Source organism: Megasphaera massiliensis, assembly GCF_036305205.1.
Classification (GTDB): domain Bacteria; phylum Bacillota; class Negativicutes; order Veillonellales; family Megasphaeraceae; genus Megasphaera; species Megasphaera massiliensis.
Genome location: NZ_JAXIXE010000041.1, coordinates 40,753 through 53,046, shown reverse-complemented (window position 1 = coordinate 53,046; position 12,294 = coordinate 40,753). Strand labels below are relative to the sequence as shown.

At 48.1% G+C, this 12,294-nt stretch carries 14 protein-coding genes and 1 tRNA gene; 12 read left to right on the top strand and 3 right to left on the bottom strand.

The window, feature by feature from the left end:
* Window positions 1-14 precede the first annotated feature (14 nt).
* From UCI88_RS08920 to UCI88_RS08915, 4 genes are read left to right on the top strand one after another with little or no spacing between them, the layout of a single operon-like run.
* Entirely contained in the window at window positions 15-224 is a 210-nt protein-coding gene (locus tag UCI88_RS08920) for a hypothetical protein (RefSeq protein WP_302357317.1), read from the top strand.
* Window positions 225-233: 9 nt separating this feature from the next.
* Complete coding sequence (locus tag UCI88_RS11460; RefSeq protein ID WP_368042870.1) at window positions 234-497, top strand: acyl-CoA dehydrogenase family protein; 264 nt, start codon at window positions 234-236, stop codon at window positions 495-497.
* Window positions 416-775 carry an acyl-CoA dehydrogenase family protein gene (locus tag UCI88_RS11455; protein WP_368042871.1) on the top strand — a complete coding sequence of 120 codons (360 nt, stop codon included), beginning with the start codon at window positions 416-418 and terminating at the stop codon, window positions 773-775. Before UCI88_RS11460 ends, UCI88_RS11455 begins: the two co-directional genes overlap by 82 nt.
* On the top strand, window positions 732-1,547 hold the full coding sequence (locus tag UCI88_RS08915; protein WP_256179891.1) for an N-acyl homoserine lactonase family protein: 816 nt from the start codon (window positions 732-734) through the stop codon (window positions 1,545-1,547). The genes UCI88_RS11455 and UCI88_RS08915 overlap by 44 nt, the downstream gene beginning before the upstream one ends.
* Here UCI88_RS08915 and UCI88_RS08910 read toward each other — a convergent pair.
* Window positions 1,538-2,428 (bottom strand): LysR family transcriptional regulator, encoded by an 891-nt coding sequence (locus UCI88_RS08910; protein WP_256179889.1) that lies wholly within the window; start codon window positions 2,426-2,428, stop codon window positions 1,538-1,540. The two genes, UCI88_RS08915 and UCI88_RS08910, sit on opposite strands and share 10 nt — an antisense overlap.
* A gap of 496 nt (window positions 2,429-2,924) precedes the next feature.
* Between UCI88_RS08910 and UCI88_RS08905 the strand changes: the two genes are divergently transcribed.
* The 7 genes from UCI88_RS08905 (at window position 2,925) to UCI88_RS08875 (ending at window position 9,089) form a co-directional block, all read left to right on the top strand.
* The gene (locus tag UCI88_RS08905; protein WP_302357318.1) at window positions 2,925-3,620 is read left to right on the top strand and encodes a hypothetical protein; all 696 of its coding nucleotides are present in this window, start codon (window positions 2,925-2,927) and stop codon (window positions 3,618-3,620) included.
* Between the two features lie 246 nt (window positions 3,621-3,866).
* Window positions 3,867-4,322 carry a flavodoxin family protein gene (locus tag UCI88_RS08900; RefSeq protein ID WP_256179887.1) on the top strand — a complete coding sequence of 152 codons (456 nt, stop codon included), beginning with the start codon at window positions 3,867-3,869 and terminating at the stop codon, window positions 4,320-4,322.
* 56 nt (window positions 4,323-4,378) lie between these two features.
* Window positions 4,379-4,454 (top strand) — tRNA-Ala (locus UCI88_RS08895).
* A gap of 245 nt (window positions 4,455-4,699) precedes the next feature.
* Window positions 4,700-4,846 carry a hypothetical protein gene (locus UCI88_RS08890; RefSeq protein WP_154651847.1) on the top strand — a complete coding sequence of 49 codons (147 nt, stop codon included), beginning with the start codon at window positions 4,700-4,702 and terminating at the stop codon, window positions 4,844-4,846.
* Window positions 4,847-4,909: 63 nt separating this feature from the next.
* A complete protein-coding gene (locus UCI88_RS08885; RefSeq protein WP_330024178.1) occupies window positions 4,910-6,811 on the top strand; it encodes an ABC-F family ATP-binding cassette domain-containing protein in 1,902 nt (633 codons plus the stop codon).
* Window positions 6,812-7,069: 258 nt separating this feature from the next.
* Window positions 7,070-8,479 (top strand): FAD-binding oxidoreductase, encoded by a 1,410-nt coding sequence (locus UCI88_RS08880; protein WP_044503220.1) that lies wholly within the window; start codon window positions 7,070-7,072, stop codon window positions 8,477-8,479.
* Window positions 8,480-8,837: 358 nt separating this feature from the next.
* Window positions 8,838-9,089 (top strand): helix-turn-helix domain-containing protein, encoded by a 252-nt coding sequence (locus tag UCI88_RS08875; RefSeq protein ID WP_044503218.1) that lies wholly within the window; start codon window positions 8,838-8,840, stop codon window positions 9,087-9,089.
* A gap of 84 nt (window positions 9,090-9,173) precedes the next feature.
* Here the strand turns inward: UCI88_RS08875 and ychF are convergent, their stop codons facing one another.
* Window positions 9,174-10,280, bottom strand: a complete 1,107-nt coding sequence (gene ychF, locus UCI88_RS08870) for a redox-regulated ATPase YchF (RefSeq protein WP_044503217.1) — start codon at window positions 10,278-10,280, stop codon at window positions 9,174-9,176.
* Between the two features lie 14 nt (window positions 10,281-10,294).
* Window positions 10,295-11,536, bottom strand: coding sequence for an LL-diaminopimelate aminotransferase (locus UCI88_RS08865; protein ID WP_065360923.1), 1,242 nt, complete (start codon window positions 11,534-11,536; stop codon window positions 10,295-10,297).
* Window positions 11,537-11,804: 268 nt separating this feature from the next.
* Between UCI88_RS08865 and UCI88_RS08860 the strand changes: the two genes are divergently transcribed.
* On the top strand, window positions 11,805-12,275 hold the full coding sequence (locus UCI88_RS08860) for a flavodoxin (protein WP_330024177.1): 471 nt from the start codon (window positions 11,805-11,807) through the stop codon (window positions 12,273-12,275).
* Window positions 12,276-12,294: the final 19 nt, after the last annotated feature.

The following is a 12,294-nucleotide window of genomic DNA, read 5'->3' as shown; positions in this document are numbered from 1 at the left end:
CAACTCATGGCGGTATGACCGCCCCCTTTTTTCTCAGTCGTGAAACGACAGGCCTCAGTGCGGGCAAGGAAGAAAATAAGATGGGAATGCGCGGCGCTACCGTATCGGAACTCCTTTTAACGGATTGCTGCGTACCGGAAAGTGCTGTTCTAGGTAAGGTGGGAGACGGCTTTAAAGTCGCCATGAGTGGTCTCGATGGCGGTCGCATTGGTATTGATGCCTAGTCATGCGGCGTGGCCCAAGGGACGCTTGATGCGGGCATTTCCTATGCTAAAGAATGCATGCAGTTTCATCGACCAATCACGGATAATCAGGGCATTCGATGGTATATTGCCGACATCGCTATCAAACTGGAAGCGGCTAGGCTCCTTACGTTACGAGCTGCTGCGTCTCGTATGTTTCTAAACTCGCGGCTATGGCTAAATATTTTGCTTCCGAAGCAGCTATTTTCGTTTGCGACAGGTCCCTACAGTTACATGGCGGCTATGGCTATATGAAAGAATATGCTATTGAACGCATGTATTGTGATGCTCGCATCCTTCGAATTTATGAAGGCACGAGTGAAGTACAAAAATCGCCATTGCCAAAATCGTCCTCGGCTGATGATTTCTGCCAAACAGTAAAAAGCCTTGAAATTAAGGGAGTCCTCATTCCAACGCTTTCGGAGATTTTATCAGTATTTTTGATGTATCAGAAGTATATTATAATATTTTTTAGTAAAGGAGTATATTATGAGATTATATTTTATGCAGGGAGGTACCCTCTACGGTACTAAAAACTTTTTTGTCGCCGGTGCACCGGCAACGGAATTTAACGTTCCCGTTCCTTTCTTTCTTATCCAGTACAAGGGGAAAAATATCCTTTTTGATACGGGGCTGCATGAAGGTGATATGACGGGACATCTTTTATCGCGCATCACGGACGTCCTGGTCTCACACTTTGAAGATGACGGACTCGCCGTGCCGGCTCTTCAAAAACTTGGAATCGAACCAGAGGACATCGATATTATCATCCTGTCGCACTTACACTATGACCACGCCGGTGCGGTGACAAAGTTCCCGAATGCTACGGTCATCGTCCAGCGCAGCGAATTTGACTATGTGCGCCGGCCCGACTACTTCATGAACCACGTTTATTATAATGATGAAGCTCCGGCTGCCGTAACCGGCTTTGACGGCAAAGGTACGGATGCGGAAAAACTATCAAACGTCGATTGGTTTTTCCTCGACGGCTGGCAGGATAATCGCTTTGACCTTTTCCGTGACGGTCGTCTGGTCATTTATTTTACTCCGGGGCATACTGTCGGGCATCAGTCCCTTTATGTACGCACTGATGAAGACGGGGAATTTTTGCTCACTGCTGATGCCAGCTACGTTGAAGAAAATATCGATAAAGTCATTTTGCCCGGACTGGTCCTCGACTGTGCTTCATATCTGCAAAACCTGCGCCTATTCCGACTTATGAAAAAGACTGGCGTAACACTCGTCAGTGGGCACGATCCGGAAGGATGGAAAAAATTTAAAAAGGCACCGGATTACTATCGATAAGCGTTCGCTGTTACAAAGCTCTTGAAGGCATTGTAGGCAAGGCGTTTGACGTGATTTTTATTGAAAGAAAAATAAATGGGCATGATTTTGTCTACCTTGTCTTCTATTTCAATGATGCGGACTTTGTCGTTGTCGACGGCGACATCGCGCAGCACACAGGCGACATCGGTTCCCGAGCAGACGAGGTTTAATATAGACTGATCGTCAGAGACGAAGATTGCAGGAGTAAAATTAAGTCCTAATCCACTGAACATGGCTTTGGTTTTGTAATACATTCCGGAGGTGCCGTCAAAACTGACGATGCGTTCGGACTGGAGGTTTCGCAACGAACAACTTTGCCGTTCTGCCAGCGGATTATCCTTGGCGGCGACAATGACGATTTCTGACTTTTGTACCATATACGATTCGAGATCATCATATTTTCCCATGATTGACGAAGCACAGTGAAAACCGAAATCGGCATCTCCGTCGTGGATTTGCCGGATAACTGTCTGCGATGGCGCTTGTTTTAAATGAAAATAGATATCCGGATACACTTGGTGAAAGTTGCTCAATAAAACCGGTAAATGTGTGTAGGTAAAGCCGTAAACACTGGCCAGAGAAAAATTTCCTTCAACGCGTTGTGCCATGCCGTGTACGGTATCGACGCCATTGTCAAGTGCAGAAAGGGCTGTCTTTACATACTGCAAAAAGGTCACGCCATATGGCGTGATCTTTACATTTCTGCCGGCCTTTTCAAATAAAGGCACTCTGAGCTCGTCTTCCAGCGAAGCTATTGCTCGGCTCAACGTCGGCTGAGTAATAAAGAGTTTTTCCGCTGCCTCATGGATTGTTCGACTTTCGGCAATGACCGTAAAATACCGTAAATGTTGTAAATTCACACGACTCACCTCATCTGTAAGATCTATTATAATTATACCATCATGGACTCAACAAGAAAACAACCGGAATTTTCTAAGGATGACGATGTATGATCGTCCGCTCATGATGAAGTCATCTTTTATAAATGATAAAGGGATGTATCGATGCGTAAGAAGCGGTACATCCCTTTTCATGTTATGGTATGAGAAAACTTTACAATAGAGAAGAAATAGATGATTTATTAGTGAAAAATGTCGTGAAATAATGTATATGGGTGTATAATGAAAATGCATTTTATCTATTTGTAAAAATAAGCATGACAAACAGAGTGAGTGAAAAATGGAAGATTACTATTTATTTTATTACTGGACATCTTACTTATAATTTTCTTGGAGTCAGAACTCCCTAGAAGGATTTGATGTCCAATAATATTGTTGATCGATTTAAACCAATAGATTAGAAAGGCCGTGTATTATGAGTACTTTTGCTGAACGTAGAAATTTTTTTAAATTGTGGATGTTATTAATTATCGTGTTTATAAGCATGATGAGCCATGCTGTGTATGCTGATGATGGGGCTGATCGATGGACGGTACTTCATCAAGATTCATATTGGAAGATGTCGCTTGATACACAGACCGTGAAATATGATAAGGCGGGAGATATCGCTACTTACTGGACAAAGTATGAACGCTCTGTGAATCGAAACGGTATATATACAACAACGCATTTGAATCATGAAATGATTGATTTTAAAAATCGAACCGTTACAAAAATAGGCGAGTCAAAATATATTAATGGTTCACCGAATGCAGAGACTACGGATTTTGAAGCTCCGGAGGGGGTTACATTTAATCTGTTTCCGGGAGATACACTGACTGATATGGTTTCACGACTTTGTGGCAGACAACCACTGTATGCTAAGCCTTTATGGAAGGTCATTTACACGCAAGGTAAATGGGACAAATATTCTATTGATTTGAATAATATTGAAGTCGATAAATTAAATCATAGGGCATTGGTCTATGTCTTAATAGGTAATTCTAATCATCGTAGCTATATCTGTGATTTTGATAAGGGGACTATATCCGGACGTGATGCATACGATCGGTATTGGAGTCGGGGAGAAATACCGGTTCCGGAATCATATCTGGAAGCCATTTATAACGAAGCCTATAGACAATATGAAGCTCAGTTATCAAGAGAGATATAGTTTTTCTGAAATAGAACTAACCACGTGGTACATCACCGCGTGGTTAGTTCTATTTTGGAGAGGATGTTAGGAACAAGATACTCAATCATGGCGATATGTACTGAGGGTATGTTTTGCGGTTCTCTTAGCCGTGTAGGGGTAGAAATAAATCGACTTCGTTGCAAATGCAACGGAGTCCTTTTCATTTTTATCGTATAGTAAAGCTATAGAAAAAGACCCTTATTCTAGCGAAAGGAGATAGATATTATGAAAGCTTTAGTCTTGTACTCCTCCGAAACGGGACGAACGAAAAAATTAGCCGAAGCGGTCCGTTCTGTTTTGCCGGCGGATACGGATTTTTTGCCTATGGAACAGGCTCCGGAACACTTCGATGACTATGATATTGTCTTTGTCGGTGTTTGGTTCCTGAATCTTAGGCTTGATGAAAAGTCTCGGTCCGTTTTGCCGCGCTTGAAGGCAAAGAAGGTCGCCATCTTTGCTACTATGCACCGCGACCTTTTCTCAGACGATATTTCAAAGAACCTGCGCCAGGCCGTCGAACTTCTGCCGCAAGGCGTCTGGGTTGCCGGTACGCACGCCGTCTATGTCGACGAAAGCATGGCGAAGCTTCCCTTAGGCATCGATGAACGGCTCGAGACGGAAAGCGTACAGAACTTCGCTGAAAATACATATAGTCGTCTCGAAAATGATCCGGCAGCTTAAAAATGCTTGACAGGTACCGGCTGTTGATGCTATAATCTCTTTTGTAGCCAATACATGGGGGTATAGCTCAGCTGGGAGAGCGCTTGCATGGCATGCAAGAGGTCAGGAGTTCGATCCTCCTTATCTCCACCATAATGAATGTGATAACCACGCAGTTTATAAGCTGCGTGGTTATTTTTTTGCCTGGCATAAAATCATAAAGAGGGGGCATTTAGGGGGCAATGATAAATCGTTTCCTCTCATGCGGGGCAGCTGCAGTCCTTTATTTTCTGCCGCTAAGGGGAGCTGTGACATCGGAATCGCTCCTGTGTCTGCTGAACCTTTTCGGCGGCGTTTTTGGGCGGATGAGCACGTTTTTCGCTCATAAACCATTTTTTATGAAAATCGGTGAGGCAGGGGCTTGGCCGGGGAGCGAAAGGGACGATGATTGGGGCTATCATCGTTTTGCCGGAAAAGAGACGGCGGAGGGGCTGCGGTCCGGGTCGTCCTTTTGTCCCTTCATTGAGGCATCGGCTTTTTCATGATATAATTATAACTTATGATGAGACTCGATTTTTAGTTCTTGCAGGAGGGTAAGGTTAAGCTATATGGGCAGTATTAAGGTACAGAAGTTGGGAAAATCTTTTGGCGTGCGCACGGTCTTCCAAAACGTCAGTTTTGAAATTCGTCGCGGCAAACGTATCGGTCTGATCGGGGCTAATGGGGCCGGGAAGTCGACCCTTCTCAAGTGTCTGATTGGGGAAGAGGAGTACGATGACGGAGCCTTTATCGTATCGGAAGGGGAGTCCATCGGCTATCTGCAGCAGGATGTGACCTATGCTGATGATATTACCCTGGGGCAGCTGATTACCGAGGCTTGGCAGGACGTCATGCGCCTGGAAAGGGAATTAAAAGGCCTTGAAAAGGAGATGCAGTCCCGTCCCGACGACGAAGGGCTGATGAATCGCTATGCCCGGATGCAGGAGCGGTTTGAATGGCTCGGCGGCTATGAGTACGAATCGATGTCCCGTAAAATTGTCCGCGGCCTCGGTTTTTCCGAAGCCGACATGGATCGGCCGGTCCAGAGTTTTTCCGGCGGCCAGAAGACGCGCATCAACTTAGCTAAGGCCTTAGTGCGTCGGCCGGACTATCTCTTCCTCGACGAACCGACGAACCACCTCGATATGGATATGCTGGAATGGCTCGAAGGCTATCTCTTGTCTTATGGCGGCGGCATTCTCATCGTCTCGCATGACCGCTATTTCCTAGATCGGGTGGCCACGGGCATCTTAGAGCTGTCTCACGGCAAGGTGACCAAGTACAAGGGCAATTATTCGCGCTATGTCGAACAGCATGATCAGCAGCAAATGGCCCTCGAACGGGCGTATAAGAAGCAGCAGGAACATATTCACGAGACGGAAGAATATATCCGCAAGTACAAGGCCGGTATCAAGGCCAAACAGGCCAGGGGCCGTCAGTCTCAGCTTGATCGGTTGGAACGAATCGAATGGCAGCCTGATGAAGCGTCCCTTCGGTTTAATTTTAAGCCTGCTGAAGAATGCGGCCAAAAGGTACTGACCCTCGATAAGGTCAGCGGCGGTTTTGCCGACAGGCAGCTCTTTGACCATTTGTCGCTCCTCCTGCGCCGCGGTGAAGCGGCAGCCCTCATCGGTCCTAACGGGGCCGGAAAGACGACCCTCATTCGCATGATTATGGGCGAAAAAGAACCTACGGACGGCCATATCACGCTCGGCAGCAAGGTCCATATCGGTTACTTTGCCCAGGAGCATACGGAACTGCACGGGGCTTGGACGGTGCTTGATGAAATCATGAATGCCTTCAGTTACGGCGAAGATGAAGCCCGGTCGGCTTTAGGTCACTTCCTCTTCCGCGGCGATGACGTCTTTAAAGTCATCGACAGCCTCAGCGGCGGGGAGCAGGCTCGAGTAGCCCTGCTTAAACTCTTTTTGCAGGGGCCTAATTTCCTCATTCTTGACGAACCGACCAACCATTTGGACATTCCGACGCGAGAAGTCCTCGAACAGGCCCTCCTTGATTTTGGCGGGACCTATCTTGTCATTTCTCATGACCGCTACTTCCTCGATAAAATCACCCGGCGGACCTTGGTCCTCGAACATAAACAGTTGACGGACTACGTCGGTAACTACAGTTATTATCGGGAAAAAGTCCGGGAAGCCGAGGCCTTGGCTGCGGAAAACAATCCGCAGTCCCTGCCGGAGAAAGATACTGCGGCCAAGAAGCCGTCTGCCCCGGTTCAGACCGCAAAGGTACAAAAAGCGCCCGTGTACGGCCAAGGGGCGAAGCTTCAAAAGTTGGAGCTGAAGATTGCCGAACTCGAAGCGACGCTTAAGATGTATGAAGTCAAGATGAACATGCCTGAAAATCAGACTGATGCCGAGGCCATGATGAGCCTGACGGAAGCGTATGAAGCGGCTCAGGCTGAGCTTGACGACGCCTACGAAAAATGGGAAACGCTAGCTGAATCTTAATCAAGCATAGAAGATATAAAAAATAAATATAATCGGTAAAAACGATGCTGCCGTAAAACGTAAAACTTTATGTAAAAATCACGTTCTTTCGTTTCAAGATTAGAAGATAAACCGGGATAATCCTAAGAAATGAAGAAAAAAGTGGCTTTACAAGTCTTTGGGATATGGTATACTATGTTCAACTTCCATGAAGAAGTGAATTTACTATAGCTTTTTGGAATACTTAAATCCAGACTGACAGAGGGGAAGCGTTTATATATGGCAGCATCATTTAATCCTGTTACACCGGAATTATTAGCCGAATTACGAAATGTCCTGGGGGATAAATTCGTCAAGACTGACGAAGATTACTTGGAACGGTATCAGACCGATGAAGAAGGTAACTCTCATTATTTCCACAAACCGGAAGTCGTCGTATTCCCGGGTTCGACGGAAGAAGTGGCTGAAGTCGTTAAACTGGCCAACAAATACCTCGTTCCCATTACGCCGCGTTCGGCCGGTTCCGGCGTTGCCTGCGGCGCTATCCCCGTCTACCATGGCATCGTCGTCGAATTGGAACGGATGAATCAGATTCTGACCTTCGATGCCGACAACATGTATGCCGTCTGCCAGACCGGGGTCATTACCGGCGATTTGCAGCGCGAAGCGGCTAAACACGGCCTCCTTTACGCCGGCGATCCGTCGAGCGCTGACAGCAGCATGATCGGCGGCAACGTAGCTAATAATGCCGGCGGCAATAAGGCTGTCAAGTACGGAACGACGCGCAATCAGATTTACAGCCTGAAAGTCGTTACGCCGACGGGCGACATCCTCGATGCCGGTGCCCGCTTAAAGAAATGCTCTACCGGTCTTTGCCTGGAACAGCTCTTCGCCGGTTCTGAAGGCGTTCTCGGCATCATTACGGAAGTCACGGTCAAGCTTCGCCCCATGCCGCCTTATACCTTCAATATGGTCTGCGTATTCAAGACGGATGAAGAAGCTTTTGCCCTTCCCAATAAAATCTTGAAAGCCGGCATCGATCCGACCAGTATCGAATTCATGGACAATGAAGCCCTTCGCATGACCTGCAAGTTCTTGGATATGAAAATGCCTCATGTCGATGAAGGCTGCGACTACGTCATCGTTACTGTCGAATCGTTCAGCGAAGACGATTCGGACCGTAAGATGGAACAGCTCTGTGATCTTGCTGAAGAAAATGGTTCTATCGATGAATTTGAAGCCGATAAGCGCATTTGGAAGCTGCGCAAGCAGTTTGCCGAAGCGGCCCGCGACGTCGACAAGATGTTCCAGACGGAAGACTTCGTCGTTCCCCTCGATAAGATTCCTGATATCACTAAGCAGATTCCGGAACTTCGCGAAAAGTACGACCTCTACTGCGTCACCGTTGCCCATATCGGCGATGGGAATATCCACGTTCTTCCTTTGAATGCCAAAGGCTTGTCGCCGGAAGAATGGTTTGAAAAGATCAAGGCCTTCCACCGCGACCTCTTCCCGCGGGTCTATGCCCTCGGGGGCAAGATGTCCGGTGAACACGGCGTCGGTTTTAAGAAGCTCGAAGAGTTTGCGCTCTGTACTCCGGAAGCAGAACTAAATGTCATCAAGGCCATCAAGAAGGCTTTAGATCCCAATAATATCATGAATCCGGGTAAATTGGTACAAATTTGTTAAGTATTTCATAAAAGATTGTCTAAATTGCAAAGACGGCAACGATTATGTGCAGATAATCATTGCCGTCTTTTTATATATTTACTATAATAGTATAAAGGACATTACTAATGTACTTCTGGAATACGATAATGATGAAAACAGGTGATGACGTCAACGACTCCTTTTTAGAAACATGGATGCGAAGTTTTATCGTTTTAGTTAGGTCGGACAATTTTTCTCACCTGCCTTTCTAACATTATATGGCTTTCATCAAGACCACCATATCATATATGTTAAAAACTCTAGTATTTAAAGAAAGTGAGGTGAAGCGGGCCTTCCTCCCCGACCTAAGAGGTCGGAGTATCCTGCCCGCATTTAGATGAAATACTACAGCCGTTTGAAGACGCTCCGATTGGAGGCGAGACTTTCTCAAGCTGATGTAGCCAAAATTTTAAAATGTTCTCAAGTTGGATATGGCATGTACGAATTGGGAAAACGAAAGATTCCTGTAGAAAAACTGATTCAGCTGGCAAAGCTGTACCATACGTCCTTAGATTACATTGCCGGTCTGACCGATGAACGGACGCCTCGACCCAATCTGAAGAGCGAAGAAGAAGTACAAGTCTTATGAAAAAGGCTCATCCCATGGCAGTAAGCTGCTGTCACGGGATGAGCTTTTTTCGTATTTCAGAGGTTGTAAGATATTATCGGTTGATCAGACGTTGAAGCGGAAGTAGGTTACATCGCCGTCTTTCATGATGTAATCCTTTCCTTCCAGGCGGACGAGGCCTTTTTCTTTGGCACCTTGTTCGCTGCCGCAGGCGATGAGGTCGTCGTAGGAAACGATTTCAGCGCGGATGAAGCCCCTTTCGATGTCGGTGTGGATCTTGCCGGCAGCCTTCTGGGCTTTCGTGCCGTTGACGATGGTCCAGGCCCGGACTTCGTCGGCACCGGCCGTAAAGAAGTTGATCAGGCCCAAGAGGGCATAGCTGGCTTTGATGAGCTTATCGAGACCCGATTCGGGGAGTCCCAGTTCTTCTAAGAAGACGGCGGCTTCGTCGGCCGGAAGTTCGGCGATTTCGGCTTCGATTTTAGCTGAAACGGCGACGACCTGAGCCCCCTCTTGGGCGGCGTATTCTTCGACGCGCTTGACATTGGGGTTGGCGTCGGGATTGCCGGCTTCATCTTCAGCGACGTTGGCAATGTAGATGATGGGCTTCAAGGTCAGGAGATTGAGGTCTTTAACCTGAGGCAAGTCGTCCTTGGTAAGGCCTGCTTTGCGGGCCGGTTCGCCGTTTTCAAGGCAGGCGAGAACTTTTTTCAGGACGTCGTATTCGACCTTGGCTTCTTTATCGCCGCACTGGGCGACTTTGGCGATGCGGTCGGCTCGTTTCTGCACCGTTTCCAAGTCTGCCAGGCAGAGTTCGGTATTGATCGTTTCGATGTCGCGAATGGGGTCGATGGAGCCGTCGACGTGGGTGATGTTTGAATCTTCAAAGCAGCGGACGACTTCGGCGATGGCGTCGGTTTCACGGATATGGCTGAGAAATTTGTTGCCCAGGCCTTCGCCCTTGGAGGCGCCGGCGACAAGGCCTGCGATATCGACGAAACGCATGACAGCGGGAATCGTTTTCTTCGGGTTATACATGTCGGTCAGGACCTGGATGCGCGGATCCGGTACTTCTACGATACCGACGTTCGGTTCAATCGTGCAGAAGGGATAGTTTGCCGCTTCTGCGCCGGCTTTGGTAATGGCATTGAAAAGGGTGCTCTTACCGACATTCGGCAAGCCGACGATGCCTACTTCCAAATTTGTACTCAATGGTTAAACCACCTTTATTTGAATAAATTTAAATTAGCGATGCGGTTGACGGCTTCGATCGTATTTTCTTTGGTGCCAAAGGCCGTCAGGCGGAGGTAGCCTTCGCCGTGGGGGCCAAAGCCCGAACCCGGTGTCGTTACGACGTGGGCTTTTTCGAGGAGGAGATCAAAGAAGTCCCAGCTCTTCATGCCGTTCGGTGTCTGTACCCAGGCGTACGGCGAGTTGGTAGCGCCGTAGACGGTGAAACCGGCTTTGGTCAGGCCGTCGCGGATGATGTGGGCATTTTCCATGTAGTACTTGACGTCAGCCAAGCACTGTTTCTGGCCTTCCGGGCTGTAGTAAGCTTCGGCAGCGCGCTGGACGATGTACGGTGTGCCGTTGAAGAAGGTGCACTGACGACGGTTCCACAAGGGATTGAGTTCGACGGCCGTGCCGTCTTTTTTATACGCCGTGCAGGCATGGGGAACGACGACGTAGGAGCAGCGGGTGCCCGTGAAGCCGGCACATTTGGAGTAGGAGCGCAGTTCGATGGCGACTTCTTTGGCCCCTTCGACTTCAAAGATGCTGTGAGGAACGTCCGGTTCAGTGATGTACGTTTCATAGGCCGAGTCATAGATGATGATGAAGTTATTTTTCTTTGCCGCTGCGACCCAGTTTGCCAGTTCTTCCTTGCTCATGGCCGTGCCTGTCGGGTTGGAAGGGTTGCAGAGGTAGACGATGTCGACTTTTTCCGTCGGCGGTACGGCTTTGAAACCGTTTTCCGGCGTGCAGGGAAGGTAGACGACGCCGTCATAGATGCCCTTTTCGGCATTCCATTCGCCCGTGTGGCCGCACATGACGTTGGAGTCGAGGTAGACCGGGTAGACCGGATCGGCTACGGCGAATTTGAGGTCACTGCCGAAGATTTCCTGGATGCAGGCAACATCCGTTTTCGCACCGTCACCGACGAAGACTTCGTCAAGATCGAGGTCGATGCCCCGTGTTTTATAGTCACCGTCGATGATGGCCTGGCGGAGGAAGTCATAGCCCTGTTCCGGACCGTAGCCGCGGAAGGTTTCGGCTTTGCCCATTTCGTCGACGGCTTTATGCATGGCGTCGATGATGGCCGATGCCAGGGGACGGGTGACGTCGCCGATGCCGAGACGGATGATATTCGCTTCCGGATGTGCTTTGGAGTAAGCTTCTACTTTCTTTGCAATCGTCGCAAAGAGGTAATTTCCGGGGAGTTTCAAGTAGTTTTCATTTACGTGAGCCATAAATGGACCTCCTTATGTTCGTTGATAGTAAAAATCTGTTAGCTCCTTTATTTTACTACATTATATGGACATTGGAAAGGTAAGGGGAGGGCGGCAGGCATGAGAAAATGAAATGGCTTCCATTTATGATAGTGATTGAACAGCTTATCGTTTTGCCGTATAATGAAATTATAATCAGTATTTTTAGGCCCATCGAGCCGGGAGGAGTGACCTGTCTATGGATTATAAGGGGAAAAAATGTCTCATTGCTTATTTTTCACATGCCGGTATGAATTATGTCAGCGGTAAGATTGTCAATCTTAAGGTTGGTAATACGGAGCAGGCGGCTAAGATGATCGGCCGCATGACCGGCGGGGACCTCTTTCATATCCGGGCAGCAGCCGTCTATCCTCATGAGTATAAAGAAACGGTCTCCCTGGCCCGCCATGAATGGGAAAAGAGGCTTCGGCCGGCCCTGTCAAAGGATCTTGACGATATCAGCGGTTACGATCTCATCTTTCTCGGCTATCCCAATTGGTGCGGAACCATGCCTATGGCCCTGTGGACTTTCTTAGAAAATCACGATTTTTCCGGCAAAACCATCTATCCTTTCTGCACCCATGAAGGGAGTGGTATCGGCCGCAGTCTGGAAGACATCCATGAACTTTGCCCTAAGGCCGTGCTGGGGTCGCACCTGGCTATTTTAGGTTCGACCGTTCAGGACGCCGAAGACGATGTGCGCCGCTGGCTGAACGAATAAGTTTTTGCATATAAAAAGC

Bases quoted from the DNA above. Each gene is read 5' to 3' on its own strand.
- UCI88_RS08920 (WP_302357317.1), top strand. From the start codon at position 15: ATGACCGCCCCCTTTTTTCTCAGTCGTGAAACGACAGGCCTCAGTGCG.
- UCI88_RS11455 (WP_368042871.1), top strand. From the start codon at position 416: ATGGCTAAATATTTTGCTTCCGAAGCAGCTATTTTCGTTTGCGACAGG.
- UCI88_RS08915 (WP_256179891.1), top strand. From the start codon at position 732: ATGAGATTATATTTTATGCAGGGAGGTACCCTCTACGGTACTAAAAAC.
- UCI88_RS08905 (WP_302357318.1), top strand. From the start codon at position 2,925: ATGTTATTAATTATCGTGTTTATAAGCATGATGAGCCATGCTGTGTAT.
- UCI88_RS08900 (WP_256179887.1), top strand. From the start codon at position 3,867: ATGAAAGCTTTAGTCTTGTACTCCTCCGAAACGGGACGAACGAAAAAA.
- UCI88_RS08890 (WP_154651847.1), top strand. From the start codon at position 4,700: ATGAAAATCGGTGAGGCAGGGGCTTGGCCGGGGAGCGAAAGGGACGAT.
- UCI88_RS08885 (WP_330024178.1), top strand. From the start codon at position 4,910: ATGGGCAGTATTAAGGTACAGAAGTTGGGAAAATCTTTTGGCGTGCGC.
- UCI88_RS08880 (WP_044503220.1), top strand. From the start codon at position 7,070: ATGGCAGCATCATTTAATCCTGTTACACCGGAATTATTAGCCGAATTA.
- UCI88_RS08875 (WP_044503218.1), top strand. From the start codon at position 8,838: ATGAAATACTACAGCCGTTTGAAGACGCTCCGATTGGAGGCGAGACTT.
- UCI88_RS08865 (WP_065360923.1), bottom strand. From the start codon at position 11,536: ATGGCTCACGTAAATGAAAACTACTTGAAACTCCCCGGAAATTACCTC.
- UCI88_RS08860 (WP_330024177.1), top strand. From the start codon at position 11,805: ATGAATTATGTCAGCGGTAAGATTGTCAATCTTAAGGTTGGTAATACG.